This is a genomic window from Citrobacter sp. RHBSTW-00017 (assembly GCF_013797615.1).
GTDB classification, from domain to species: Bacteria; Pseudomonadota; Gammaproteobacteria; order Enterobacterales; family Enterobacteriaceae; genus Citrobacter; species Citrobacter braakii.
On sequence record NZ_CP056899.1, the window covers coordinates 4,239,117 to 4,263,949 of the forward strand.

The 24,833-nt window shown below is 52.7% G+C and carries 24 protein-coding genes and 3 tRNA genes; 17 read left to right on the forward strand and 10 right to left on the reverse strand.

Annotation, left to right across the window (positions count from 1 at the left end):
• Positions 1-9 precede the first annotated feature (9 nt).
• Positions 10-456, reverse strand: a complete 447-nt coding sequence (gene rimI / locus HV037_RS20430) for a ribosomal protein S18-alanine N-acetyltransferase (RefSeq protein ID WP_005123887.1) — start codon at positions 454-456, stop codon at positions 10-12.
• Positions 425-838 carry a DNA polymerase III subunit psi gene (gene holD, locus HV037_RS20435; protein WP_003837254.1) on the reverse strand — a complete coding sequence of 138 codons (414 nt, stop codon included), beginning with the start codon at positions 836-838 and terminating at the stop codon, positions 425-427. The genes rimI and holD overlap by 32 nt, the downstream gene beginning before the upstream one ends.
• A 103-nt stretch (positions 839-941) precedes the next feature.
• On the opposite strand from holD, the gene rsmC reads away from it, so the two are divergent.
• The 4 genes from rsmC to HV037_RS20455 all read left to right on the forward strand — a co-directional run bounded on the left by rsmC (position 942) and on the right by HV037_RS20455 (position 2,497).
• Positions 942-1,970 carry a 16S rRNA (guanine(1207)-N(2))-methyltransferase RsmC gene (gene rsmC / locus HV037_RS20440; protein ID WP_103283457.1) on the forward strand — a complete coding sequence of 343 codons (1,029 nt, stop codon included), beginning with the start codon at positions 942-944 and terminating at the stop codon, positions 1,968-1,970.
• A 209-nt stretch (positions 1,971-2,179) separates the two neighbouring features.
• A tRNA-Leu gene (locus tag HV037_RS20445) sits at positions 2,180-2,266 on the forward strand.
• 28 nt (positions 2,267-2,294) lie between these two features.
• A tRNA-Leu gene (locus HV037_RS20450) sits at positions 2,295-2,380 on the forward strand.
• A 31-nt stretch (positions 2,381-2,411) separates the two neighbouring features.
• Positions 2,412-2,497 (forward strand) — tRNA-Leu (locus HV037_RS20455).
• Positions 2,498-2,535: 38 nt separating this feature from the next.
• Here HV037_RS20455 and HV037_RS20460 read toward each other — a convergent pair.
• Positions 2,536-2,811, reverse strand: a complete 276-nt coding sequence (locus HV037_RS20460) for a DUF1435 domain-containing protein (protein WP_032931271.1) — start codon at positions 2,809-2,811, stop codon at positions 2,536-2,538.
• Positions 2,812-3,027: 216 nt separating this feature from the next.
• On the opposite strand from HV037_RS20460, the gene HV037_RS20465 reads away from it, so the two are divergent.
• Positions 3,028-4,104, forward strand: coding sequence for a GGDEF domain-containing protein (locus tag HV037_RS20465; RefSeq protein ID WP_016151597.1), 1,077 nt, complete (start codon positions 3,028-3,030; stop codon positions 4,102-4,104).
• 108 nt (positions 4,105-4,212) lie between these two features.
• The gene (gene fhuF / locus HV037_RS20470) at positions 4,213-5,001 is read left to right on the forward strand and encodes a siderophore-iron reductase FhuF (RefSeq protein WP_047414505.1); all 789 of its coding nucleotides are present in this window, start codon (positions 4,213-4,215) and stop codon (positions 4,999-5,001) included.
• Between the two features lie 29 nt (positions 5,002-5,030).
• Here the strand turns inward: fhuF and HV037_RS20475 are convergent, their stop codons facing one another.
• Together HV037_RS20475 and HV037_RS20480 are read right to left on the reverse strand one after the other, a co-directional pair.
• Entirely contained in the window at positions 5,031-6,374 is a 1,344-nt protein-coding gene (locus HV037_RS20475) for a PTS sugar transporter subunit IIC (RefSeq protein ID WP_016151595.1), read from the reverse strand.
• Positions 6,364-6,504, reverse strand: a complete 141-nt coding sequence (locus HV037_RS20480; protein WP_181022902.1) for a hypothetical protein — start codon at positions 6,502-6,504, stop codon at positions 6,364-6,366. Before HV037_RS20480 ends, HV037_RS20475 begins: the two co-directional genes overlap by 11 nt.
• Positions 6,505-6,739: 235 nt before the next feature.
• Here HV037_RS20480 and HV037_RS20485 point away from each other — a divergent pair, with 235 nt between their 5' ends.
• Positions 6,740-7,201, forward strand: coding sequence for a YbaK/EbsC family protein (locus tag HV037_RS20485; RefSeq protein WP_016151593.1), 462 nt, complete (start codon positions 6,740-6,742; stop codon positions 7,199-7,201).
• A gap of 54 nt (positions 7,202-7,255) precedes the next feature.
• Here the strand turns inward: HV037_RS20485 and bglJ are convergent, their stop codons facing one another.
• Positions 7,256-7,933, reverse strand: coding sequence for a DNA-binding transcriptional activator BglJ (bglJ, locus tag HV037_RS20490; RefSeq protein ID WP_029139757.1), 678 nt, complete (start codon positions 7,931-7,933; stop codon positions 7,256-7,258).
• Positions 7,894-8,619, reverse strand: a complete 726-nt coding sequence (locus HV037_RS20495; RefSeq protein WP_016151591.1) for a response regulator transcription factor — start codon at positions 8,617-8,619, stop codon at positions 7,894-7,896. The genes bglJ and HV037_RS20495 overlap by 40 nt, the downstream gene beginning before the upstream one ends.
• A gap of 458 nt (positions 8,620-9,077) precedes the next feature.
• Here HV037_RS20495 and HV037_RS20500 point away from each other — a divergent pair, with 458 nt between their 5' ends.
• The 6 genes from HV037_RS20500 (at position 9,078) to opgB (ending at position 14,805) form a co-directional block, all read left to right on the forward strand.
• The gene (locus HV037_RS20500; protein ID WP_016155624.1) at positions 9,078-9,854 is read left to right on the forward strand and encodes a threonine/serine exporter ThrE family protein; all 777 of its coding nucleotides are present in this window, start codon (positions 9,078-9,080) and stop codon (positions 9,852-9,854) included.
• Entirely contained in the window at positions 9,845-10,318 is a 474-nt protein-coding gene (locus HV037_RS20505) for a threonine/serine exporter (protein WP_016151589.1), read from the forward strand. Before HV037_RS20500 ends, HV037_RS20505 begins: the two co-directional genes overlap by 10 nt.
• Before the next feature lie 124 nt (positions 10,319-10,442).
• Positions 10,443-10,982 (forward strand): primosomal protein DnaT, encoded by a 540-nt coding sequence (dnaT, locus tag HV037_RS20510; protein ID WP_103283456.1) that lies wholly within the window; start codon positions 10,443-10,445, stop codon positions 10,980-10,982.
• A gap of 2 nt (positions 10,983-10,984) precedes the next feature.
• Entirely contained in the window at positions 10,985-11,722 is a 738-nt protein-coding gene (gene dnaC, locus HV037_RS20515) for a DNA replication protein DnaC (protein ID WP_101700348.1), read from the forward strand.
• 70 nt (positions 11,723-11,792) lie between these two features.
• Positions 11,793-12,284: a DUF2501 domain-containing protein gene (locus tag HV037_RS20520; RefSeq protein WP_016151586.1), complete on the forward strand. Its 492-nt coding sequence runs from the start codon at positions 11,793-11,795 to the stop codon at positions 12,282-12,284.
• 229 nt (positions 12,285-12,513) lie between these two features.
• On the forward strand, positions 12,514-14,805 hold the full coding sequence (gene opgB, locus HV037_RS20525; protein ID WP_103283455.1) for a phosphatidylglycerol--membrane-oligosaccharide glycerophosphotransferase: 2,292 nt from the start codon (positions 12,514-12,516) through the stop codon (positions 14,803-14,805).
• Positions 14,806-14,911: 106 nt separating this feature from the next.
• Here the strand turns inward: opgB and HV037_RS20530 are convergent, their stop codons facing one another.
• Together HV037_RS20530 and HV037_RS20535 are read right to left on the reverse strand one after the other, a co-directional pair.
• Complete coding sequence (locus HV037_RS20530; protein WP_019078309.1) at positions 14,912-16,357, reverse strand: tagaturonate reductase; 1,446 nt, start codon at positions 16,355-16,357, stop codon at positions 14,912-14,914.
• 13 nt (positions 16,358-16,370) lie between these two features.
• On the reverse strand, positions 16,371-17,393 hold the full coding sequence (locus tag HV037_RS20535; protein WP_181500138.1) for a zinc-binding alcohol dehydrogenase family protein: 1,023 nt from the start codon (positions 17,391-17,393) through the stop codon (positions 16,371-16,373).
• A 137-nt stretch (positions 17,394-17,530) separates the two neighbouring features.
• Here HV037_RS20535 and HV037_RS20540 point away from each other — a divergent pair, with 137 nt between their 5' ends.
• The 3 genes from HV037_RS20540 (at position 17,531) to HV037_RS20550 (ending at position 20,586) form a co-directional block, all read left to right on the forward strand.
• Positions 17,531-18,445, forward strand: coding sequence for a GntR family transcriptional regulator (locus HV037_RS20540; protein WP_047414521.1), 915 nt, complete (start codon positions 17,531-17,533; stop codon positions 18,443-18,445).
• Between the two features lie 211 nt (positions 18,446-18,656).
• A complete protein-coding gene (locus HV037_RS20545; protein ID WP_016155619.1) occupies positions 18,657-20,018 on the forward strand; it encodes an MFS transporter in 1,362 nt (453 codons plus the stop codon).
• Positions 20,019-20,070: 52 nt separating this feature from the next.
• Positions 20,071-20,586 carry a GNAT family N-acetyltransferase gene (locus HV037_RS20550; RefSeq protein ID WP_019078305.1) on the forward strand — a complete coding sequence of 172 codons (516 nt, stop codon included), beginning with the start codon at positions 20,071-20,073 and terminating at the stop codon, positions 20,584-20,586.
• 39 nt (positions 20,587-20,625) lie between these two features.
• Here HV037_RS20550 and tsr read toward each other — a convergent pair whose 3' ends face one another.
• The gene (gene tsr / locus HV037_RS20555) at positions 20,626-22,287 is read right to left on the reverse strand and encodes a methyl-accepting chemotaxis protein (RefSeq protein WP_181545566.1); all 1,662 of its coding nucleotides are present in this window, start codon (positions 22,285-22,287) and stop codon (positions 20,626-20,628) included.
• Positions 22,288-22,652: 365 nt separating this feature from the next.
• Between tsr and btsT the strand changes: the two genes are divergently transcribed.
• Positions 22,653-24,803: a pyruvate/proton symporter BtsT gene (gene btsT / locus HV037_RS20560; RefSeq protein WP_003830033.1), complete on the forward strand. Its 2,151-nt coding sequence runs from the start codon at positions 22,653-22,655 to the stop codon at positions 24,801-24,803.
• The last annotated feature ends 30 nt before the right edge of the window (positions 24,804-24,833 follow it).

Sequence of the window (24,833 nt, forward strand, 5' to 3'; positions counted from 1 at the left end):
CACCTTGTCTTACATGCTGATTGGCAATGCCATTATAATGGCGTCTTCATGACCATCGGCCGTCGGATAGTAATTGCGCCGGATCGTCGCCTCGTTAAAGCCCAGGCTTTCGTACAGCGCGATAGCGGCAGCATTTGAGGCGCGTACTTCAAGCCACAGTGTCAAAATGCCACGCTTTTCCAGCTCATCGATCAGGTATTCCAGTAGCTCACGCCCCAGGCCCCGGCGCTGAAAGTCAGGATCGACGGCAATATTGAACAGCGTAGCTTCATCCAGCACGACCTGTGTAATCGCAAAGGCGGCCATTACGTCGTCAACCCTCAACTGAAAATTGAGGTAGCGATCGCCCTGGTTGCTGGCAAATGTTTTTTCACTCCACGGAAAAGCGTGAGCGCGTTTTTCAATCTGAAATGCTGCAGGTAAATCAGTCGGTTCGAGGGAAGAAATCGTGTTCATATGCGCAGATTTGTTGCCATAACGCGGCGCGGGCCGCGGGGTTTTCCCGTAATTCATTAAAGGCAGGACTCTCGACCTGAGCGCCCTCCAGCAGCAGCGGCTCTTCGGTTCCCAGCCGCCAGCTATTACAGCGACTGCCCTGCGGCAGCATGGCGACACGGTCAGGCGTCAGTTGTAAAACCTGATCCGGGCTGACGGTTAATGCGCGTAAAATATCGCTCATCAACGGTTCGGTTAGTGCGGGTAATTGTGCAGCAACCATCACCAAACGGACGTGCGCAGGAATTGAAATCGCGATCTCGCCCTGCAGTGCGCCGGGACGACGCAATGACCACTGCGTAATGCCCAGTTGCTGTAACTGCCAGTCTCGTCGGGATGTCATAGCGAAACACTCCTGTCTATCAGGGGCGCAAATATAGCAAATTTGTCGAATCCGTGCCATCAAACAACTATAATCCCCCGCTGTACAATTTAAGGAGCACTCCATGTCTGCTTTTACCCCGGCAAGTGAAGTCTTGCTGCGCCACAGTGATGATTTCGAACAAAGCCGTATTCTGTTTGCCGGTGATTTGCAGGATGACCTGCCTGCCCATTTTGAATGCGCCGCCAGCCGTGCGCACACTCAGCAGCTTCACCACTGGCAGGTGCTTAACCGCCAGATGGGTGACAACGTTCGCTTTAGCCTCGTCGCGCAGGCCGATGACGTTGCCGATAGCGATACGCTGATCTACTACTGGCCGAAGAATAAGCCGGAAGCCCAGTTCCAGTTGATGAACATTCTGTCACTGTTACCGGTGGGCACCGATATTTTTGTTGTTGGTGAGAACCGCAGCGGCGTACGTAGCGCAGAGCAGATGCTGGCCGAATACGCACCGCTGAACAAAGTCGACAGCGCGCGTCGCTGTGGCCTGTACCATGGTCGTCTGGAAAAACAGCCGGTCTTTGATGCAGAAAAATACTGGGATGAATACCAGACCGAAAATCTGACCATCAAAACGCTGCCGGGCGTATTCAGCCGTGACGGCCTGGATGTTGGCAGCCAACTGCTGCTCTCCACGCTGACGCCGCACACCAAAGGCAAAGTTCTGGATGTCGGCTGTGGTGCAGGCGTACTCTCCGTCGCCTTAGCCAGCCACTCGCCAAAAGTGCGTTTAACCCTGTGCGATGTTAGTGCCGCCGCCGTTGAAGCCAGCCGCGCAACGCTTGCTGCCAACGGTATTGAAGGAGACGTAATCGCCAGTAACGTCTTTTCTGACGTGACGGGTCGCTTTGATATGATCATCTCCAACCCACCGTTCCACGACGGGATGCAGACCAGCCTCGATGCCGCGCAAACGCTGATTCGCGGCGCAGTGCGCCACCTCAACAGCGGCGGTGAACTGCGTATCGTGGCGAACGCCTTCCTGCCTTATCCGAAGGTACTGGATGAAGTGTTTGGCTTCCACGAAGTTATCGCGCAGACCGGTCGCTTCAAGGTCTATCGCATCATCATGACGCGTCAGGCGAAGAAGTAGAACGGCCATCCCATGCCGGATAAGGTGCCTGCACCGCCATCCGGCAGGGTTTGCTAAATGCGGGGTGGCACTTCGTTTACACGGCCTGCGTTTAGCGCCCATTTTTACATCAATTAAGCGCGTCCTGGGCAATTAACTATTGACGAAAAGTTGAAAACCACTAGAATGCGCCTCCGTGGTAACGATACTTTTTTGAGTGTCGATGGTATGCGAAGGTGGCGGAATTGGTAGACGCGCTAGCTTCAGGTGTTAGTGTCCTTTCGGACGTGGGGGTTCAAGTCCCCCCCCTCGCACCATAATCCACGTTGATATTGCTCGCACTGGGCGAAGGTGGCGGAATTGGTAGACGCGCTAGCTTCAGGTGTTAGTGTCCTTAGGATGTGGGGGTTCGAGTCCCCCCCCTCGCACCAACGAGGCGATATCAAAAAATAAGATGACTGTGCGAAGGTGGCGGAATTGGTAGACGCGCTAGCTTCAGGTGTTAGTGTCCTTAGGATGTGGGGGTTCGAGTCCCCCCCCTCGCACCAATTATCTTATTTCCCTCTCGATTTCTTCCCTGTTTTGTTCATCCCTGATTCCCGTTCATCATCACCAGAACAATGCCGCCGATCAGCGCCGCACATGAAGGCAACAGGACAAAATGCCGCAAACGCTTGTGGTACAGCATGAGTGAAGTCAACAGTAATCCTAATACAATCATCGCCTTCCATACGTAGATCGACAGGTCGCTAAATGCCATCCCGGCAATCAGTATTCCCGGCAGCAGAACACCCCATCCACTGCCCAGCGTACGTTGCAACATGGTACCACCTATGACACTGATAATGATAACCAATATCATATGATAAATTTTCTCATTTGTCAGCTGGGAGGCACTATCAATTATATGAGTTTTACTTAACGATTGATGACATGAATAATTTAAGGTGATAAATTGCTCGCCGGTTAGCTTTTCAACTAAAAACAATAAAAACCTCTGCGAATGATACCCCGTTCGTTATTTGTTTTATTTACCAACACACCTTCGTACATTGCAGATAACTAACAATATTTACCTATGACAGTACAATCCTGGCGAGCTCTGCGCACCAAAAAATACCAACTCTCTTTACGATTATTTCTGCTGCTCAACGCAGTCTCCGCACTGTTTACGCTTTTTTTTCCCCTGTTTGCCGTCAAAGCGTTGTCAGTACCGGCATTGCTGATTCTCGTGATGAGTACATTGTTGCTGGCATGGCATAGGAAATATGTGGATAAAAGAATTAATCTTCCTTTTATTTCAATCGTTTTTGGTTTGCTATGGGCATTACATATTTTCCTGAAATATAACGCTCTGGGTCATAATGATTATTATTTTCTATTAATCGCGCTTCTCAGCGTGCTGTTTATTGGTTCTATCGCTTTTGCCAATAATATCATCGCGTTTACGCTTCACTCATTGCCTTCCGTCGCCGTCTGTTTATGGCTGAATGGCAGCGAGCATGGTTTGCGAATTATCTATTTTATGGCGCTGCCCATGGCCGGGATCGCCATCCAGCATGTGATACAAAAGCGCTACGATGGCTTCGCCCAGCAGCTGATGTATAAACTGCTGGAAGAACGGGAAACCCTGAACGGGCTCAGCATGCTCGACCCGCTAACCGGTTTGTACAATCGTCGGGGGCTACAACACCGACTCGATACGCTGTTGGCCTTGAGCAACGCGAAGCACTACGTCTTGCTGCTGGATATCGACCACTTCAAAGCCTATAACGATCACTACGGTCATATGATGGGAGATCAGGCGCTGATCCGCGTCTCTGCCGCGATTCGTGACTCCGTGCGCTCCCGGGACGTGGTGGCGCGCTTTGGTGGGGAAGAGTTTATGGTTTTGCTGACCGCGGTCGATCCCCAGCAGGCCCAGGCTGCCGCCGAACGTATTCGCCAGAAGGTGTACGACCTTAAAATTCCTCACATGTTTAACGAGAGCGTGGCAACCAACGTAACCGTGAGTATTGGTATTGCGCCTCTGGTCGAGCAGGATATTGATGCCGCTGTTGCCCGAGCGGATAAAGCCCTTTATGAGGCCAAGAGCCTTGGGCGCAACAGTACGCTGGTTAGCGATGACCTGCGGGTAAACTGCCCTTCTGCCTGAGCTATCTGTGCGGTGTCTCCCGGGATGGCGACAAAGATCTTGCCATCGCTCAATGTCAATTATAGGATTAGCAATCATTATCATTAAGATTAACATCCTTATATCGACATGGCTTATCGTTCCGCACCGATCGTTGAAGATGTCATCTGGCGTAGCCCTCTGCCTGCAAAGATGCCCTCGCTGGCTGCTGCCGTACGCGCAACGATAGCCAACACCCGTGAGCACCTGCTGGACTTCATTCGTCTTGACGAAACGCCCGTGCCAGGTGCGATGACGCTACATGAATGGACGCAATCAACGACGCTAAGTTCATTGCTGGCTGTCTATTCAGACCATATTTATCGCAATCAGCCCACGCTGCCACGCGAAAATAAGCCGCTGATTTCTCTCTGGGCGCAGTGGTATATCGGCCTGATGATGCCTCCGCTCATGGTGGCCCTGCTGACGCAAAAAGAGGCCATCGATGTCTCTCCTGAACACATGCACGTAGAATTCCACGAAACAGGCCGTGCTGCCTGCTTCTGGATCGACGTGCATCAGGATCACCAGGTCACGGCCCAGTCTCCTCAGCAACGCATGGAAACGCTGATTCTCTCGGCGCTGACGCCGGTTGTGCAGGCGCTGGAAGCGACAGGCGAGATCAATGCGAAGCTTATCTGGAGCAACACCGGATATTTAATTCACTGGTATTTAACGGAAATGAAGCCGTTATTAGGTGAAGAACTGCTGACCACACTGCGCCAGACCTGTTTTTTTGAGAAGCAACTCTCCTGCGGTCAGGATAATCCCCTGTGGCGTACCGTTGTTCCGCGCGAGGGACTGTTAGTGCGCAGAACCTGCTGCCAGCGCTATCGCCTGCCCGATGTCCAGCAATGCGGTGACTGCACGCTGAAGTAAGCGAGGAGCCGTAGCCCCTCGCCCGTCAGTTATGCAACCTGCTGATTTTCTTCTTCTATACGCTGTGCTTCTTCTTTTTCCTGCGCTAATAGCTGCTTTTCGTAAACCTTAAAGAATGGGAAGTAGATGACGGCAGACACCAGTGCCAGCAGGACAACCAGAATGGCCGCACGATAATCCCAGCCTAACGCCCATGCCGCGCCAACCGGTGCCGGGGCCGTCCAGGGAACCACTGAAATCACCCGCCCAATTAAATCCAGCTTCATCGCCGCCCAGGCCAGCACTGCGTTCACCATAGGGGCCAGCAGGAAGGGAATAAAGAACACTGGGTTCATGACAATCGGCGTACCGAAAATCACCGGTTCGTTAATATTAAAAATGCTCGGGACAACGCTCAAACGCCCGATCGATCGCAGATGGGCCGAGCGGCTACGCAGATAGCAAATCACCAGCCCCATCGTCGCGCCGGAACCTCCAACCACAATAAAGAACGTCCAGAACGCTTCCATAAAGATATGCGGTAAAGGCGCGCCCTGCGCCAGCGCCGACTGGTTCATCCCGAGATTGGTGAGCCAGAACATTTGCAGCATTCCCGACACAATTGCCGCGCCATGAATACCCGCAAACCACAGCAGATGGCCGATCAGCACCGCCAGCAGTATCGCTGGCAGAGAATCCGCTGCAGACACCAGTGGTTTAAAGATGGCCATGATGGCCTGCGGGATCAGCATGTCAAACTGCGACTGAATCACCAGACTCAGCGGGTACAGCGTCAGCACCACCACCAGCACAGGGATCAGCAGATCGAAGGAGTTTTTGATCATCGGCGGCACCTGATCGGGTAAACGAATGCCGATGTTGTGCGCCTTCAGGAAGCGCATCATTTCAACGCAGTAAATAGCCACCAGGATGGCAGTGAAAATCCCCGTACCGCCCAGGCTATCAACCGGCATCGTGCCTTTAGTTTTCGGTGCAGCAATCAGCAAAAAAGCCATGATCGATAGCATCGCACACATGAAGGGATCTAGCTGATGCGACTTCACATAGTGCTTGCCCAGGTTATAAGCGATAGCCGCACATATGTAGACTGACATGATCCCCATCGTCATATCAAACGGTGTGAGGATTTGGCCTTCAAACTGTTTCGCCATATCCAGCCACGCACGTGCAAACCCCCAGGTGGTATCCGGAGAGAAAGGTGGATAGGCGAAAACCAGCAGAAACGAGCCTACAATCATAAAGGGCATCGCCGAAATAAACCCATCACGGATAGCCATCACATGACGTTGTGAAGAGATGCGCCCGGCAACAGGGCTGACGTAATTTTCAACGAAGCGGAAAATCACATTAAACACAGCATGATTAGTTGACATAGCCGTTCTCCCGTTGTGCAAAACCCTGCAACCGTGCTGGTATCAACACCACCACGTAAAGCCCCTTACTGCTTTTCGCAACCGTGCCAGGAGGAACGCCAGCGCTACTGCATTTTGAGTTCAGTTTCATAGATGGCTCTTATTATGTAATACAGAGGAAGTGACAACTTCAGTATTAATCCCCATTTGAGCATTCTGCAACCGGTTACTGTAACCGGTTTCTTTGATTGTGAAGACGATCGAAAAACTGCCAATGTTGCCATGTTGTTACATTAAAATATTTACAGCGAGCTTGCCCCTATGACAAATTACGCCATGCGGTTTTCTGCTGGATGGAGCTGCCTGTAGGCGATTTGGAGAGAAGAATGAGTTTGCAATCTGTACGCCAATTTTTAGCGCAATATGCACCAGATATTGAGATTATCGAATTAGATCAGAGCACAGCTACCGTCGATCTGGCAGCGAAAGCCCATAACGTCGAACCTGGCCAGATCGCGAAAACGCTTTCGCTGAAGGTCAAGAACGACATTATTCTGGTCGTCGCCAAAGGTGATGCCCGACTGGATAACAAAAAGCTAAAGAGCACTTTCGGTGCCAAAGCCCGTATGTTGAGTAGCGATGAAGTAGTGAACGCGACGGGCCATCCCGTTGGCGGCGTTTGCCCTTTCGGACTGGAAACGCCGATTTCGGTGTACTGCGATGTTTCGTTGAAGCATTACGCTGAAGTGCTTCCCGCCGCAGGCGCCATCCACAGCGCCGTTCGTATCACGCCAGAAAGGATGGCTGAGCTGACTTCCGCCACCTGGGTGGATGTGTGTCAGGGATGATTCACGTTCCGTGCCGATAACGAAACCCGGCACGAAACGATCTAACATTACCCGTTAAGAAGCCGCCTGTAGAAAAGGTGCAGGTTCACCTGCACGCAGGTACAGCAGGATATCTGCAGCATCCAGCAGTCCGGCATCTGAGCTCACGCCCAGCTTGGACATCACATTAAATTTATGTGCCCGAATGGTTTTAATATTCCGCTCTAACTGAGCAGCGATCTGCGGCATTGAATAGCCATTCGACATAAAGCGCAGTATTTCTCGTTCTGTTGGACTGAGCATACGGCTTTGATTGATATACCAATGGTTTTTAGAACCTTCGGTTCCCCGATTGGGGCCGTTCAATACCGTAAATAACGCGTCCTGCAGTACCGTTAATGAAGAAGATTTGCTCACAACGCCATCTAACGGCAACGGTGACAAAGAGCCGATTAATCGCGCTTCAGCGTCATCATCAGCAATCACCACCCGGCGAATACGCGGAAAATTTACAGCCAGTTCCGTCAGATAAGCTAACCCGGCCCTGCGATCGGTTCTGATTGCAGAGAGGGAGAAAATAACCGCCGAAAACGACGTTTTTAACATAACCTGACTAAATGCAGGCTGGCTCGAAAAGATATGTAGTTCGTATTGGTTATCCGGCATGGTATTAAACAGGCTCTTAATACCGACGCTACTCATCGCGCACTTCTCTACCAGCGCAACGTTTCTTTTGATGCTTCGGCTTTCCATTCCGTGGTTTCTCCATAAACTGAAGGTAAATTCAATTCTCGCGATCCTTGAGAACTGTTTATCCAGGCGTACATTTCTGCATTGCTATGTATCGACAAGCGGCGCATAGCACTGTTCTTTTGGGCGCTAATCGTTTTATTGCTTTTCTTCAGCAATGTCGCAATCTGATTAATTCCCCAACCTTTTCCCAGGAGTCTCAGCACTTTCCTCTCCGAGAGGGTAAGTACAATTGAGCGGGCGCTATGGTCTGCTAATTCTGGCATCACGGGCGGAGAGAGCAGCGACTTGCTAATTCTCTCGGCACGGCTATTTCCTGCGTGAATAACATTCACCAAACTTTCAATCGTCTCGGCATCAGATAACAGCGAACTGACAGGACACATCAGCAATTCAATGGCCAGCGGATAAAAAACACGAGAAACGAGAAATACCCAGTGAATATCGCGGTATTGAGATAATAAAGAATAATACTGTTCGCAGACTGAACGTGGATGATTACAGTCTCCGGATAAATCAGCAATCACCAAATCGGCACAACGCAGCTGCAGCAACGTCAATTCTTCGACGGAGCGGCAGTAGGTAAGTTCATAATCAGCGAACTGCCCCTGCATTACACCTTTAAGTCCGGTTTGTACGATCGGTAATTTACTAATAATAATTGCGTTTTTGCAGCGTCCTGGCAACATATCTCCTCCACACTCACCAGTCCGTATTCGCACTTATTAAAAATCCCCTGATAAATTAAAAGTATTAATTAACAGGAAACCCTAAAAAATAGACGAGGTGAATTGTTTATCCTTGGCTTTTATTTATAAACAAAGTTATACCGCTACAATCCCAGTAGCATCAAACTATTGAACCATCATGCCAATAATTACTCATGAATACACTCTTTGTACAATTAAAAGAACTACAATAGATCGTTAGCGTTGCTTACGTATTTTCCATCCTGATAAATAACATTACATTTTCATAAGCGCTGTCTTTATTGATAAGCAAGTGAGGTGTGCAAACGCATCAGACGTACGATCTGCATCTTTTTTCGACGCAAAGATTGATCTTAGCCAGAGCCAACAGGATCATGCTTCATGATAAAAAGAAGACATCCGCCACGCAAAGAGATCCTTTTCAGTCAGAGCGAGTCATGCAAACAGAGCAGTCGTCACAGCGAACGGTTACACGGTTATGTATTCAATGCGGTCTTTTTTTACTTCAGCATGGGGCAGAAAGTGCGCTGGTTGACGAGCTATCCACCCGCCTCGGGCTGGCGCTTGGCATGGATAGCGTAGAAAGCGCTATCTCCTCTAACGCCATCGTCCTGACCACCATTAAAGACGGGCAGTGCCTGACTTCAACGCGAAAAAATCAGGATCGCGGAATTAACATGCACGTCGTGACGGAGGTGCAGCACATCGTTATTCTGGCGGAACACAAACTGCTGGATGTTAAAGGCGTTGAGAAACGCTTTAGCCAGATTAAACCGCTGCGCTATCCAAGATGGTTGGTCGCCTTTATGGTCGGCTTGTCCTGCGCCTGCTTTTGTAAACTCAATAATGGCGGATGGGATGGCGCGGTGATCACCTTTTTCGCCAGTATGGTGGCAATGTATATTCGCCAGATTCTGGCGTCCCGGCATTTGCACCCGCAAATCAACTTCTGCATTACTGCGTTTGTGGCAACCTCGATTTCTGGTCTGCTGCTGACCTTGCCGACGTTTAACCACACACCAACCATCGCCATGGCCGCCAGCGTGCTGCTGTTGGTTCCGGGTTTTCCGTTGATCAACTCCGTCGCGGATATGTTTAAGGGACACATTAATACTGGGCTCGCTCGCTGGGCTATTGCCAGTCTGCTGACGCTGGCGACCTGCATTGGCGTAGTCATGTCGATGACCTTATGGGGGCTTCGCGGATGGGCGTGATCGATTTCATTTTGGCGCTAATGCAGGACATGATCCTGTCGGCAATACCTGCGCTTGGTTTTGCCATGGTATTTAACGTACCACATCGGGCGCTCCCCTGGTGCGCGTTACTCGGCGCACTCGGCCACGGTTCACGAATGGTGATGATGAGCGCAGGATTTAATATCGAATGGTCAACCTTTATGGCGTCGCTACTGGTGGGCTGCATTGGGATCCAGTGGTCACGCTGGTATCTGGCGCATCCGAAAGTCTTCACCGTTGCGGCAGTAATCCCCATGTTCCCTGGGATCTCGGCCTATACCGCCATGATCTCGGCGGTAAAAATCGGCCATTTTGGTTACAGCGAAGCGCTGATGATCACGCTGTTGACCAATTTCCTGAAAGCCTCATCGATTGTCGGAGCGCTCTCTATCGGGCTATCCGTACCGGGATTATGGCTGTATCGCAAACGCCCGCGTGTTTAGCGGCACGCTTTGTTAGCTCCTCGCAGAGAGGGGAATCGCCCCCCTCATCTGCTGCTCTCCTTCTTCTCTGTGTTACTATAAAAGCAGTCCCCTTCTCGGTTGTTGTTCAGTATTGAGAAACATTATGCCCAGCAAAATTTTGACGCCGGACGTCACTAGCATTGACGCCTTACTACACGATCACCACACGGTGCTGGCCAGGTCTGCGGACGGCGCCGTAGCCGTATTCGCCAATAACGCGCCAGCATTTTACGCGGTGACGCCTGCACGACTGGCCGAGTTGTTAGCGCTTGAAGAGAAGCTGTCACGCCCGGGAAGCGATGTGACGCTGGATGCACAATTTTATGAAGAGCCGCAAACCGCTCCTGTTGTCGTGCCAATGGGGAAATTTGCGATGTACGCTGACTGGCAGCCCGATGCCGACTTTCAGCGCCAGGCCGCCCTGTGGGGCGTGGCGTTAAGAGAACCGATCACCGCCGAGGAACTGGCCTCATTTGTCGCCTACTGGCAGGCCGAAGGCAAAGTCTTTCACCATATTCAGTGGCAGCAAAAACTGGCACGCAGCATCCAGATTGGCCGGGCCAGCAATGGCGGAATGCCGAAGCGCGATGTGAACAGTGTCAGCGAGCCTGACAACCATATTCCACCGGGTTTTAGAGGATAACGATGAAAAACGTTGGCGACCTGATGAAACGTCTGCAAAAAATGATGCCGGCTAATGTCGAGCCAGCCTTTAAAACGGGCGAGGAGCTGCTGGCATGGCAAAAAGAGCAAGGTGAAATTCGCGCCGCAGCGCTGGCCCGTGAAAACCGAGCCATGAAAATGCAGCGCACATTCAACCGTTCCGGTATTCGTCCACTGCATCAGAACTGTTCGTTCGATAACTATCGGGTGGAATGCGAAGGTCAGATGAACGCCCTGAGCAAAGCTCGCCAGTACGTTGAAGAGTTTGACGGCAACATCGCCAGTTTTATTTTCTCTGGCAAGCCCGGCACCGGCAAAAACCATCTGGCCGCCGCTATCTGCAACGAACTGCTGCTGCGCGGCAAGTCGGTGCTGATTATCACCGTTGCGGACATTATGTCAGCCATGAAAGATACCTTCAGCAACCGTGAAACCAGCGAAGAACAGCTACTCAACGATCTCAGCAATGTCGATTTGCTGGTGATCGACGAAATCGGGGTGCAGACCGAATCCCGCTATGAAAAGGTGATCATCAACCAGATCGTCGATCGTCGCTCGTCCTCTAAACGGCCAACCGGTATGCTGACCAACCTGACCATGGATGAAATGAATAAACTTCTCGGCGAACGGGTCATGGATCGTATGCGCTTAGGCAATAGCTTATGGGTAAACTTCAACTGGGAAAGCTACCGTAGTCGGGTAACCGGTAAAGAGTATTAACGTATTAGGACCACTCCTAAGACTGCCGGCGCTATACTGCGCTGAAAAGGCATAACACGAGTTGCATATAATGATGAAAACAACCAAACGTCTGCTGTGCTGTGCGCTTGCCGCCAGCACGCTCATCTCGACCAGCGTTTTCGCCGCCTCCTGGCAGGATTCGCTCTCCAGCGCGGCCAGCGAACTGAGCAAACAAAGCTCCGGCTCGCAGGGCGGCTCGTCGCTCTCTTCCCTGACCAGTCTACTGAATGGCAGCAATCAGTCGCTGACCTCCAGCAGCATGAATAACGCCGCCGGGATCCTGGAATATTGCGCGAAACAGAAACTGGCCTCGGTCACCGACACGCAGAACGTCAAAAACCAGGTGCTGGATAAACTGGGCCTCAGTGCTCCAGAGCAGAAACAAGACACCAACTATATGGACGGCATTCAGGGGCTGCTCAACGCCAAAGATGGTCAACAACTGGACCTGAACACAATTGGCAACAGCTCGCTGGCGAAGCAGGTAAAAACCAAGGCCTGCGATCTGGTGTTAAAACAGGGTATGAACTTCATTTCCTGACGCACGACATGCCGCGTATATCCTGCGCGGCATCAACCTGCTCCCCATAAAATTCACACGTCAAATAATCAGTAAATCCCCGCAAAAAACACGCATATCTAAACCAATTCTGAATAACAACGTAATTTAATGTCACTACAATTGCAGCAATGCAACATCGCTATTACATTGTGCTTTCCCAAAATCATTAGCCTGCCTGGCGTTTGCCCGGTTTACTGAGGATCGCTCGTTGTCAGAACTCATCTCCATCACTCTGTTTCTCGCTTCAGTGCTGATTTACGCCTGGAAAGCGGGTCGCAATACCTGGTGGTTTGCTGCCACGTTAACGGTACTGGGGATTTTTATTGTCTTGAATATCACGCTGTATGCCAGTGACTATTTCACCGGCGACGGTATCAATGACGCGGTTCTGTACACGCTGACCAACAGCCTGACCGGCGCGGGAATTGGAAAATATATCTTACCTGGTGTCGGGATTGCGCTGGTCCTGACGACCGTTTTTGTCGCTCTCGGCTGGATTCTGCGCCGCCGTCGCCATCATCCGCATCATGTGGGTTACAGTCTGCTGGCCCTGCTGCTGGCGCTGGCCTCCGTAGATGCCAGCCCGGCGTTTCACCAGATAACCGAACTGGTAAAGTCGCAGTCGCGCGATGGCGATCCGGATTTCCCAACCTATTATAAAGAGCCGTCAAAAACGATTCCCAACCCGAAGCTGAACCTGGTTTATATCTATGGCGAAAGCCTCGAGCGCACCTATTTTAACAATGACGCGTTCCCGGATCTGACCCCGGAACTCGGTGCGTTGAAAAACGAAGGGCTGGATTTCAGCAATACCATGCAACTGCCGGGTACCGATTACACCATCGCTGGCATGGTCGCCTCCCAGTGCGGTATTCCGCTGTTTGCGCCGTTTGAAGGTAACGCCTCGGCATCGGTCTCCAGCTTCTTCCCCAACAATATCTGTCTGGGCGATATCCTGAAAAACTCCGGCTATCAAAACTACTTTGTGCAGGGAGCCAACCTGCGCTTTGCCGGCAAAGACGTGTTCCTGAAATCTCACGGTTTTGATCATCTCTACGGTGCGGAAGAGTTAAAAAGCGTGGTTGCGGACCCGGCCTATCGCAACGACTGGGGCTTCTACGACGATACCGTGCTGGATGAAGCATGGAAAAAATTCGAAGAGCTTTCGCGTTCGGGCCAGCGCTTTTCACTATTTACGCTGACCGTGGATACCCATCATCCAGATGGATTTATCTCACGTAGCTGCAACCGTAAACGTTATGACATCGACGGGATGGCCAACCAATCCTTCAGCGCGGTCAGCTGCAGCCAGGAAAACATTGCCGAATTTATCAATAAGATCAAAGCCTCACCGTGGTTCAAAGATACCGTTATCGTGGTTTCTTCCGATCATCTGGCGATGAACAACACCGCATGGAAGTATCTGAACAAGCAGGATCGCAACAACCTGTTCTTCGTGCTGCGCGGCGACCAGCCACAGCAGGAGACGCTGGCGGTGAAGCGTAACACGATGGATAACGGGGCAACGGTACTGGATATTCTCGGTGGCGATAACTTTATCGGTCTTGGCCGCAGCAGTTTGTCGAGCGAATCCGTGTCTGAAGTGTTCCTGAACATCAAAGAAAAAATGCTGGCGTGGAAGCCCGATATCATCCGCCTGTGGAATTTCCCGAAAGAGATGAAAGAGTTCACCGTCGACCAGGACAAAAACATGATCTCTTTCTCCGGCAGCCATTTCCGCCTGCCGTTGCTGCTGCGCGTATCGGACAAACGCGTCGAGCCGCTGCCGGAAAGCGAATACTCGGCCCCGCTGCGCTTCCAACTGGCAGATTTCGCGCCGCGAGATAACTTTGTCTGGGTTGATCGCTGCTACAAAATGGCGCAGCTATGGGCCCCGGAGCTGGCGCTCTCCACCGACTGGTGCGTATCGCAAGGCCAGTTAGGCGGACAGCAAATCGTGCAGCACGTCGACAAAGCCAAATGGAAAAGTAAAACCGTGTTTAAAGACACGGTGATCGACATGGAGCGCTACAAAGGTAACGTTGATACGCTGAAAATTGTCGATAACGACATTCGCTACAAAGCCGACAGCTTCGTCTTCAACGTGGCGGGCGCGCCGGAAGAGGTTAAACAGTTTAGCGGCATTTCACGCCCCGAATCCTGGGGACGCTGGTCCAATGCGCAGCTCAGCAAAGAGGTGACCATCGAGTACAAGGCCCCGCTGCCGAAGAAATTCGATCTGGTCATTACAGCGAAAGCCTTCGGCGACAACGCCAATCGCCCTATTCCCGTACGCGTTGGCCACGAGGAACAGACGCTGGTGTTAGGCCATGATGTCACTACCACTACCTTGCATTTTGATAACCCGGCGGATGCCGATACGCTGGTGATTGTCCCGCCCGATCCGGTCGCCACCAACGAGGGCAATATTCTCGGCCACTCGCCGCGTAAACTGGGGATCGGGATGGTTGAAATCAAAGTGGTCGCTCAGGGCTCGTAACATGAAATGGCTGATGGCGCTTCGCTTATCAGTCTTACAGCTAGCCGCATTTATTGTCTGAAAAAAAAACAGCGCCCAACACCACACCGGGCGCTGCATGGCAACCTTATTCCAGACTTTTCACTGCCTGGCGCATACCCTGCACCAGAATCATTTCCAGGTTTGCCGTCACCAGCCCGGCAAGCCCGGGCAGCAACGTCAAATCTTCACCCCAGTGCGCCGCATCGCCGAGCACAGTATCCACCAGTTCACGCAGCGTTAAATCTTTGCCAACTCGCGGCCACAGACTGGCATACAGGCTAACCCACTGCTCATCATCCTGTATCGGATAGCGTTCTCCCTCCCGCTCTGCGCGATAAAACGCCAGCAGCGCCGCGAGGGCGAACGTTAACCGCACGGGCCAGCGCCCATTTTGCTGGCCCGCCAGCAGTTGCGGCAAAATTCGGGTACGGAATTTGGTCATCCCGTTAAGCGCAATGGAAAGCAACTGGTGACGAATGTAGGGGTTTTGAAAACGCCCACTCACCGCGTCGGCAAATTCACGCAGTTCATCCGCCGGGAGATCCAATACCGGTATAATTTCCTCGCTAATCGCCCGCTCGATAAAGTGACGGACATCGGCATCCTGCATCGCTTCGCCGACAGTCTCCAGGCCACACAGCCAGGCCACCGGCACCAACGCCGTATGCGCGCCATTGAGAATGGCGACCTTACGCTCTTTGTACGGTTTGATATCGCTCACTACCCGTATGTTCAGCGGGCACTGCGCCAGATTCAGCTCCTCGGCCAGCCACTGCGGCCCCTGAATCACAAACAGGTAAAAATGCTCCGCGGTATCGAGAAACGCATCGTGATAGCCAAGCGAAGCTTCCAGCGCGGCGGCTTCTTCTCGCGGGTAGCCAGTGACAATGCGGTCGACCAGCGTGGAACAGAAGGTGTTTGCCGTCGCCACCCAGTCGGCAAACGCCGGGGGAAGCTGCCACTCCTGTGCATACCGCAGTACCAGCGTTTTGAGCGCCTCACCGTTATAGTCGATAAGCTCGCACGGGATAATGACCCAGCCCTTATCCACTGCGCCCTCAAAATGATTAAAACGTTCCAGCAGCAGACGCGTCAGTTTAGCCGGAAAGCTTACCGGCGGCGCATCATCGACCCGGTCTGCCGCGTGATAGCTAATTCCGGCTTCGGTGGTATTTGAAAACACAAAGCGAATATCCGCATTGTGGGCCAGCGCCAGATACGCCGCGAAGTCCTGATACGGATTGATTTCGTTATTCACCGAACGGATCAGCCGCGCCTCGCTCACCGCTTCGCCCTGCGCGTTTAGCCCGCGAATAAGCGTGGTATACAGCCCGTCCTGGGTATTCAGCGACGGTGGAAAATCGCTATTGATCGGGCGAACGATGGTCACGCCAGCGTTCAAAAAGGTTTGCTCGTTGAGGATATCCAGTTGCCAGTCGACAAACGCCCGCAGGAAATTCCCTTCACCAAACTGGATCACGCGCGTTGGGTAACTGGTTCCCGGAAAATCACGTCGATTCAATGTCTTCATCGCATTTCCCCTCTCAGAACGTGATCACGCCTTTAATCAGCTCACGGTTGTTAATCACATCCCGTTCGTAGATTTCTACCAGTGTGGCAAACGCGTAACGGTGCGTGAGCATCATGTCGGCGGTCAGTTTGCCTTCCGACATCAGGCGGCCTACCTTGGCGAAATCTTCCGGTGTGGCGTTGCGACTGCCCATCATGGTGGTCTCTTTTTTGTGGAACTCCGGATCGGAGAACTGCAAATCGCCTTTGAATAGCCCAACGAAAACAATGCTGCCGCCATGGCGAATCAAATTCACCGTGTTGTTCATCGCATGCTGATTGCCCGTGGCATCAATGACCTTTTGCGCCAGCGAACCACCAAACTGGTCACGCAGTTGCGCATCAAAATCTTCAGCAGACGGATCGATAACCGGGAGCCCCAACCGGGAAACCACATGCTCCCGGCGAGCCGGACTGGTATCGGCGACCACCACCTGTGCGCCATCGGCTTTGGCAATCGCCGCCGCGCCCAGACCAATCGGACCGGCACCGACCACCAGCACCTGCTCACCCGGAGCCACCGCCGCCCGGCGTACCGCATGCGCACTAATGGCATAAGGCTCAATCAGCGCCGCCGCCTGCGGATCAATTCCCTGCGCATCCAACAGGTTGGTGACCGGTACGGACAGGTATTCGCTGAAGCCGCCATCCTGATGCACGCCAATCACCGAAATCTTCTCGCAGCAGTTAGTGCGCCCGCTCAGACAGGCCGGACACTGCTGGCAGGCCACGTAAGGAATAACCGCCACCTGCTGACCATTTTTCAGATTCTGTATATTTTTGCCCAGCCCGACAATTTCCCCACATATTTCATGACCCAGTACACGTGGATAGCTGAAAAATGGCTGATTGCCACCCCAGGCATGAATATCGGTACCGCAAATCCCGACTGATTTAATTTTTATTAATGCTTCACCCTCACCCGGAATAGGTATTTCACGCTCTTTCCAGACTAATTTTTTAGGTTCCTGGCAAATCAACGTATTCATCGTAGACATGATTCTGCTCTCCTGTTTTTTTGTTGCCTCAGATATCAACGAAAATAAAAAAGCCGGAGAAAGCAGAAACACAATCTGTGAATCCCAGCGCATAAAAATGTTTTAAATCGGGTTTTAATACGCAAAAAGGAGAAGCCATGAGCCGTTCGCAGAACTTACGTCACAATGTGATTAACCAGATGATTGACGATATGGCGCGTGGCCATATCCCTTCCCCCCTCCCGTCGCAGAGCGCGCTGGCGGAGATGTACAACATCAGCCGCACCACCGTGCGCCATATGCTGAGCCACTTAGGCGAGTGCGGCGTGCTGACCCAGGTCGGCAGCCACTATGTCATCGTACGTAAACCCGACCATGACGACGGTTTTGCCTGTACAACCGCCTCCATGACTGAGCAAAACCGGATTTTTGAGCAGGCTTTTTTCACCATGATCAACCAGCGTCAGCTACGCGCAGGGGAGAGTTTCTCCGAACTACAGCTTGCCAGAGCTGCGGGGGTCAGCCCGGTGGTGGTGAGAGAATATCTTTTAAAATTCGAACGTTACAATCTGATCAAAAACGAAAAACGCGGCCATTGGAGCATGAAGCAGTTCGATCAGGCCTATGCGGAACAGCTGTTTGAACTCAGAGAGATGCTGGAAACCCATTCCCTGCAGCATTTTCTCAATCTGCCCGACGATGACCCGCGCTGGTTGCAGGCTAAAACACTGCTTGAGCGCCACCGGGTCCTGCGCGACAGCATCGGCAGCAGCTTTCGTATGTTCTCGCAGTTAGACCGTGAGTTTCATGCTTTACTGCTCTCCGCAGCAGATAATATATTTTTTAATCAATCACTTGAAATTATCTCCGTGATTTTCCACTTTCATTATCAGTGGGATGAAAGCGACCTCAAGCAGCGCAATATCATTGCCATTGATGAGCATATGACCATCCTCAGCGCACTGATTTGCCGCAGCGACCTGGATGCCACCCTGGCGCTCTGTAACCATTTGAATTCAGCCAAACAATCGATGATTCGCTCCATCAACCAAAGCCATAGCGCCGCTCATTAAGTACCGATAAAAAACAGCAAACCATTACCGGGAGCACGATTTTATAAAAATAAAAACGCCGGAAAAATACCGCTTGCCTATGCTCACGCTAAGTCGACTGCATTAAAAACTTTTGTGAGCGGTGATGAGCAAATTGATTCATCACTGGTATTTTTCAATACTGCACAGCCCGGCTGTGTGAAAATAAATTATTGAGGTTCAGGAGTCCGGCGTGGAAAAAAATAATATTACCCTCGACCCGAGTTCTTCGTTTGGCACGTCGTCATCTGCGGATATTAACGTTCCGCCTGAGGGCATGGTGCAACGCAGTAGCCGAATAAAACGTATTCAGACCACAGCAATGATTTTATTATTTTTTGCTGCGGTGATTAATTATCTCGACCGCAGTTCACTGTCGGTCGCCAACTTAACGATTCGTGAAGAACTGGGGCTGAGCGCCACGCAAATCGGCGTACTGCTGTCAGTGTTTTCTCTCGCTTACGGTATTGCACAGCTGCCCTGCGGCCCGCTGCTGGATCGCAAAGGTCCGCGCATTATGCTGGGGCTGGGGATGTTCTTCTGGTCGCTGTTTCAGGCGATGTCTGGCATGGTTCACAGCTTCACTCAGTTTGTTCTCGTGCGTATCGGGATGGGGATCGGCGAAGCGCCCATGAACCCGTGCGGCGTAAAGGTCATCAACGACTGGTTTAACATCAAAGAGCGCGGTCGCCCAATGGGGTTATTCAACGCTGCTTCCACCATCGGTGTTGCCATTAGCCCGCCGATTCTGGCTGCCATGATGCTGGTGATGGGCTGGCGTTGGATGTTTATTACCATCGGCGTGCTGGGTATTTTCCTCGCCATCGGCTGGTACATGTTGTATCGCAACCGCGAGCAGATTGCGCTGAGCGCTACTGAACAAGCGTATCTGAACGCCGGTAGCGTCAATGCCCGCCGCGATCCGCTGAGCTTTGCCGAATGGCGCAGCCTGTTCCGCAACCGCACTATGTGGGGCATGATGCTGGGCTTTAGCGGCATCAACTACACCGCGTGGTTATATCTGGCGTGGCTGCCAGGCTACCTGCAAACCTCCTACAACCTGGATTTAAAAAGCACCGGATTAATGGCAGCGATCCCATTCCTGTTTGGCGCAGCCGGCATGTTAATTAACGGTTTTGTCACCGACTGGCTGGTGAAAGGCGGTATGGCACCGATTAAGAGCCGTAAGATTTGTATTATCGCCGGGATGTTCTGTTCTGCGGCCTTCACTTTCATCGTGCCGCAGGCCACAACGTCGATGGCCGCCGTATTACTGATCGGTATGGCGCTGTTCTGTATCCACTTCGCCGGCACCTCGTGCTGGGGCCTGATCCACGTAGCCGTCGCCTCACGCATGACCGCCTCCGTGGGCAGTATCCAGAACTTTGCCAGCTTTATCTGCGCGTCGTTTGCACCAATCGTCACCGGATTTATTGTTGATACCACCAACTCTTTCCGTCTGGCGCTGATCATTTGTGGCTGCGTCACCATGGTGGGAGCCCTCGCCTACATCTTCCTGGTGCGCCAACCCATCAGCGATCCGCGTAAAGATTAATCCTCATGATGCCCGATAACACCGCGCTTATCGGGCATGTTATGCTCGACAAATGAACATCACCTTACGCTCCACCACTCTGGCAGAAACTGCCGCTCTTCCCGCCATCGAACGATCTGCGGGGCAACGTTTTTTACTCATCCCCGAACTGGCGTGGATTGCTGACGACCAGACTATATCGGTTGACGAGCATCGGGCATTTGCCGCTGCTGGCATGAGCTGGCTGGCGCAGGTCGACGAGCATCCGGTCGGTTTTTTAGTTGCCGAAACGCTGGGGTCATCGCTGTTTATTGCTGAACTTTCACTGCATCTGGAGTGGCAGGGAAAAGGTATTGGTCGCAGATTGATTGGCTATGTTGCCGAACAGGCGCGCGCGAAAGGTTATACATCGCTCACGCTGACCACCTTCCGCGATGTGCCGTGGAATGCGCCATTGTACGCACGATTGGGGTTTGAAATGCTGGCTGACGAGACGCTTCCTGCTCTGCTGCGCCAGAAAAGAGAAGACGAAGCGGCGCACGGGCAGACGTACGAACTACGCTGCGCCATGCGCCTGATGCTGCGTTAATTGCCCGCGGGCGGCTACGCCTTATCGGGCATTACCAACTTAGAACGTTTCCCAGTTATCCCCAGCATCCGTTACCGCAGCTTTACGCGGCTGGACTGTTGAAACCGGTTTAGCGGCAGCAACATTACGCGCGCGCTGTTGGTCATGCTGAATACGGAACACGGCAACGGCCTGGGTCAGACGGCTGGCCTGCTCTTCCAGCGCCGCAGCGGCGGCGGCGGATTCTTCCACCAGCGAGGCGTTCTGCTGCGTCACACGATCCATCTCAGCAACGGCCAGACCGACCTGGTCGATACCGCGGCTCTGTTCATCAGAAGCAGAGGCGATTTCACCCATGATATCGGTCACGCGGGTTACCGCATTGACGATCTCATCCATGGTTTCACCAGCGCTTTCTACCAGCGTTGAACCCACATCCACACGGCTGACCGAGTCTTCAATCAGGCTCTTGATCTCGCACGCGGCCTGCGCACTACGCTGGGCCAGGTTACGAACTTCACCCGCAACCACTGCAAAACCACGGCCCTGCTCGCCCGCACGCGCAGCTTCTACCGCGGCGTTGAGCGCCAGAATGTTGGTCTGGAAGGCAATGCCGTCGATGACGCTGATAATGTCGGCGATTTTCTGCGAACTGGAAGCGATGTCGCGCATGGTTTGCACCACGTTATCCACCACTTTGCCGCCTTTTTGCGCGGTTTCAGAAGCGCTTAGGGCCAGATGGCTGGCCTGACGCGCGTTTTCGGCGTTCTGCTTCACGGTCGCCGTCAGCTGTTCCATGCTGGCTGCGGTTTCTTCCAGAGATGCAGCCTGCTGCTCGGTACGCGAGGAGAGATCGTTGTTGCCCATCGCAATCTCGCTGGCCCCGCTGTAAATCGCGTTGGCACCGTTACGCACATCACCCACGGTGTTCATCAGCTCACCCTGCATGTGACGCAGACTTTCCGCCAGTTGGCCAATCTCGTTGGAACCTTCCACCTCAATACGCTTCACCAGGTCGCCGCTGGCGATATGACGAATGCTGTCGATCAGACGGTTCATTGGGGAGATAAGAGTCAGTTTGATGCCGAACCAGACCGCAATAATTGCCGCCAGTACGGTAATCAGTACACAGACCAATACCCACATCGCCTGGCTGTAAGAGCTGTTGTTATCTGCCACTGCTATGTCATACAGGCGATCATTCTGCTGCATGTAGTTGATGTATGTCTTCTCAAAACCATCCTGATAGCTCTGCGTGGGTTGATCAAAGAACGCATTGATCTTCCCGTCACCCAGTAACTGGATCAGCTCCGCCAGCGCGCCGTGATAGATGTCATAGGTTCGGTTGATCTCCTGGAACGCGGCTTCACTTTGACGCGGATCGCGCGGGAGCGACTCGTAAATCGCCCAGTTTTTTTCCGTCAGTTTCAGCGCCGTGCTGGCTACCTGCATCAGCTCAGCAACGGTCGCACCGCTGCCGATATTGCTCTGATCCATCATGTAGCGAATACCCGCCCGGTTCAGGGTATTACGCGTTTGCAGCAGCTCAACCCAGGTGGCGTTCAGCGCAGACTGTTGCTGGCGAATGGTTTGCAGAACGGTAAAGTTCTCTTTGTCATTCTTAAGTGAGTTAAAAAACAAGCCGCCGGAGGCGAGCTGTAAAAGGCCAAATAGCGCCAATACCAGCAGTAAGCTGGTAACAATCTTCATTCGTTTTAACATGTTTTCTCTTTCCGCTAGACAGATGTCAGAATTTTCGGCCTGGAAAGGGAAAACTTTATGAAATTTGTGCTAGTTGAATCGATCTCAGCATCGACGATTCGTCGATCCACGCCGTCTGCCAAAGCGCTAAGCGGGTTTATTAGTGATCTCAATCACATAAATATACCCGTTAGTCCCCATTGCTTACCGCTCACTGACACTTGGGACCGCTTAAGCTGACATACAACCGCTCACTTATTTACCTTACTTTACGCGCGTATTTCTCTGGCAAGATCCCCCCAACATAGCAGTCAATTTACCTCCTCAAACACAAGATCAAACCCACGCGGCTTCGGCCAATTATTAATTAGATACCAGGTTTTACTATGGATACGAAAAAGATATTCAAGCACATACCCTGGGTGATTCTCGGAATCATCGGTGCATTCTGCCTCTCGGTAGTGGCATTACGTCGGGGTGAGCACATCAGTGCCCTGTGGATCGTGGTCGCCTCAGTTTCTGTTTATCTGGTGGCCTATCGTTACTACAGTCTGTACATCGCCCAAAAGGTGATGAAACTTGACCCGACGCGTGCCACGCCGGCGGTCATCAACAATGACGGTCTGAACTACGTTCCAACCAACCGTAACGTATTGTTTGGCCACCACTTTGCCGCTATCGCAGGTGCAGGTCCGCTGGTTGGGCCGGTACTGGCCGCGCAGATGGGCTATCTGCCCGGTACGCTGTGGCTGCTGGCGGGTGTCGTGCTGGCCGGTGCGGTGCAGGACTTCATGGTGCTGTTTATCTCTTCACGCCGTAACGGCGCATCTCTAGGTGAGATGATCAAAGAAGAGATGGGCCCGATCCCGGGAACCATTGCGCTGTTCGGCTGCTTCTTAATTATGATCATCATCCTTGCGGTACTGGCGCTGATCGTGGTGAAAGCGCTGGCTGAAAGCCCGTGGGGTGTGTTCACCGTCTGCTCAACCGTACCTATCGCGCTATTCATGGGGATCTACATGCGATTCCTGCGACCGGGTCGTGTGGGCGAAGTGTCGGTGATTGGTATTGTGCTGCTGGTTGCGTCTATCTACTTCGGCGGCGTGATTGCTCACGACCCGTACTGGGGCCCGGCGCTGACCTTTAAAGACACCACCATTACCTTTACCCTGATCGGCTACGCGTTTATCTCTGCGCTGCTGCCGGTATGGCTGATCCTCGCGCCGCGCGACTATCTGGCTACCTTCCTGAAAATCGGCGTTATCGTCGGTCTGGCGGTGGGGATTGTTATCCTCAACCCGGAACTGAAAATGCCGGCGATGACTCAGTACGTTGATGGTACTGGCCCGCTGTGGAAAGGCGCTCTGTTCCCGTTCCTGTTCATCACCATCGCGTGTGGTGCGGTCTCTGGCTTCCACGCGCTGATCGCTTCTGGTACCACACCGAAGCTGCTGGCCTGTGAAACCGACGCGCGCTTTATCGGTTACGGCGCCATGCTGATGGAATCCTTCGTGGCGATTATGGCGCTGGTTGCCGCGTCCATCATCGAACCGGGTCTGTACTTCGCAATGAACACCCCGCCAGCAGGCCTTGGCATCACCATGCCGAACCTGCATGAAATGAGCGGCGAGAACGCCCCGCTGATTATGGCGCAGTTGAAAGACGTAACCGCACATGCGGCGGCGACCGTCAGCTCCTGGGGCTTCGTCATTTCGCCTGAGCAGATCCTACAGACCGCGAAAGACATCGGTGAACCGTCCGTTCTGAACCGCGCAGGTGGCGCGCCGACGCTGGCCGTTGGTATCGCTCACGTGTTCCACAAAGTGCTGCCGATGGCTGATATGGGCTTCTGGTACCACTTCGGTATTCTGTTTGAAGCACTGTTCATCCTGACCGCGCTGGATGCCGGTACCCGTTCTGGCCGCTTTATGCTGCAGGATTTACTGGGTAACTTCGTTCCGTTCCTGAAAAAAACCGACTCTCTGGTTGCGGGCATCATCGGTACTGCGGGCTGCGTAGGCCTGTGGGGTTACCTGCTGTATCAAGGTGTTGTTGACCCGCTGGGCGGCGTTAAGAGCCTGTGGCCGCTGTTCGGTATCTCTAACCAGATGCTGGCTGCCGTGGCACTGGTTCTGGGCACCGTGGTACTGGTTAAAATGCAGCGCACCAAATACATCTGGGTTACCGTTGTTCCGGCTGTATGGCTGCTTATCTGCACCACCTGGGCGCTGGGTCTGAAACTGTTCAGCACTAACCCGCAGATGGAAGGCTTCTTCTTCATGGCGAATCAGTACAAAGAGAAGATTGCTAACGGCGGCGAACTGACCGCTCAGCAGATTGCCAACATGAACCACATCGTTGTCAACAACTACACCAACGCAGGCCTGAGTATTCTGTTCCTGGTGGTGGTGTACAGCATCATTTTCTACGGGTTCCGTACCTGGCAGAAAGCCCGCGCCATCAACGGTCGCTCTGATAAAGAGACGCCGTATGTACCGGTGCCGGAAGGCGGCGTGAAGACCTCTTCACATCACTAACCGTATTCAGCCCCGCTTCGGCGGGGCTTT

Bases quoted from the DNA above. Each gene is read 5' to 3' on its own strand.
- rimI (WP_005123887.1), bottom strand. From the start codon at position 456: ATGAACACGATTTCTTCCCTCGAACCGACTGATTTACCTGCAGCATTT.
- holD (WP_003837254.1), bottom strand. From the start codon at position 838: ATGACATCCCGACGAGACTGGCAGTTACAGCAACTGGGCATTACGCAG.
- rsmC (WP_103283457.1), top strand. From the start codon at position 942: ATGTCTGCTTTTACCCCGGCAAGTGAAGTCTTGCTGCGCCACAGTGAT.
- HV037_RS20460 (WP_032931271.1), bottom strand. From the start codon at position 2,811: ATGATATTGGTTATCATTATCAGTGTCATAGGTGGTACCATGTTGCAA.
- HV037_RS20465 (WP_016151597.1), top strand. From the start codon at position 3,028: ATGACAGTACAATCCTGGCGAGCTCTGCGCACCAAAAAATACCAACTC.
- fhuF (WP_047414505.1), top strand. From the start codon at position 4,213: ATGGCTTATCGTTCCGCACCGATCGTTGAAGATGTCATCTGGCGTAGC.
- HV037_RS20475 (WP_016151595.1), bottom strand. From the start codon at position 6,374: ATGTCAACTAATCATGCTGTGTTTAATGTGATTTTCCGCTTCGTTGAA.
- HV037_RS20480 (WP_181022902.1), bottom strand. From the start codon at position 6,504: ATGAAACTGAACTCAAAATGCAGTAGCGCTGGCGTTCCTCCTGGCACG.
- HV037_RS20485 (WP_016151593.1), top strand. From the start codon at position 6,740: ATGAGTTTGCAATCTGTACGCCAATTTTTAGCGCAATATGCACCAGAT.
- bglJ (WP_029139757.1), bottom strand. From the start codon at position 7,933: ATGGAAAGCCGAAGCATCAAAAGAAACGTTGCGCTGGTAGAGAAGTGC.
- HV037_RS20495 (WP_016151591.1), bottom strand. From the start codon at position 8,619: ATGTTGCCAGGACGCTGCAAAAACGCAATTATTATTAGTAAATTACCG.
- HV037_RS20500 (WP_016155624.1), top strand. From the start codon at position 9,078: ATGCAAACAGAGCAGTCGTCACAGCGAACGGTTACACGGTTATGTATT.
- HV037_RS20505 (WP_016151589.1), top strand. From the start codon at position 9,845: ATGGGCGTGATCGATTTCATTTTGGCGCTAATGCAGGACATGATCCTG.
- dnaT (WP_103283456.1), top strand. From the start codon at position 10,443: ATGCCCAGCAAAATTTTGACGCCGGACGTCACTAGCATTGACGCCTTA.
- dnaC (WP_101700348.1), top strand. From the start codon at position 10,985: ATGAAAAACGTTGGCGACCTGATGAAACGTCTGCAAAAAATGATGCCG.
- HV037_RS20520 (WP_016151586.1), top strand. From the start codon at position 11,793: ATGATGAAAACAACCAAACGTCTGCTGTGCTGTGCGCTTGCCGCCAGC.
- HV037_RS20530 (WP_019078309.1), bottom strand. From the start codon at position 16,357: ATGAAGACATTGAATCGACGTGATTTTCCGGGAACCAGTTACCCAACG.
- HV037_RS20535 (WP_181500138.1), bottom strand. From the start codon at position 17,393: ATGTCTACGATGAATACGTTGATTTGCCAGGAACCTAAAAAATTAGTC.
- HV037_RS20540 (WP_047414521.1), top strand. From the start codon at position 17,531: ATGAGCCGTTCGCAGAACTTACGTCACAATGTGATTAACCAGATGATT.
- HV037_RS20550 (WP_019078305.1), top strand. From the start codon at position 20,071: ATGAACATCACCTTACGCTCCACCACTCTGGCAGAAACTGCCGCTCTT.
- tsr (WP_181545566.1), bottom strand. From the start codon at position 22,287: ATGTTAAAACGAATGAAGATTGTTACCAGCTTACTGCTGGTATTGGCG.
- btsT (WP_003830033.1), top strand. From the start codon at position 22,653: ATGGATACGAAAAAGATATTCAAGCACATACCCTGGGTGATTCTCGGA.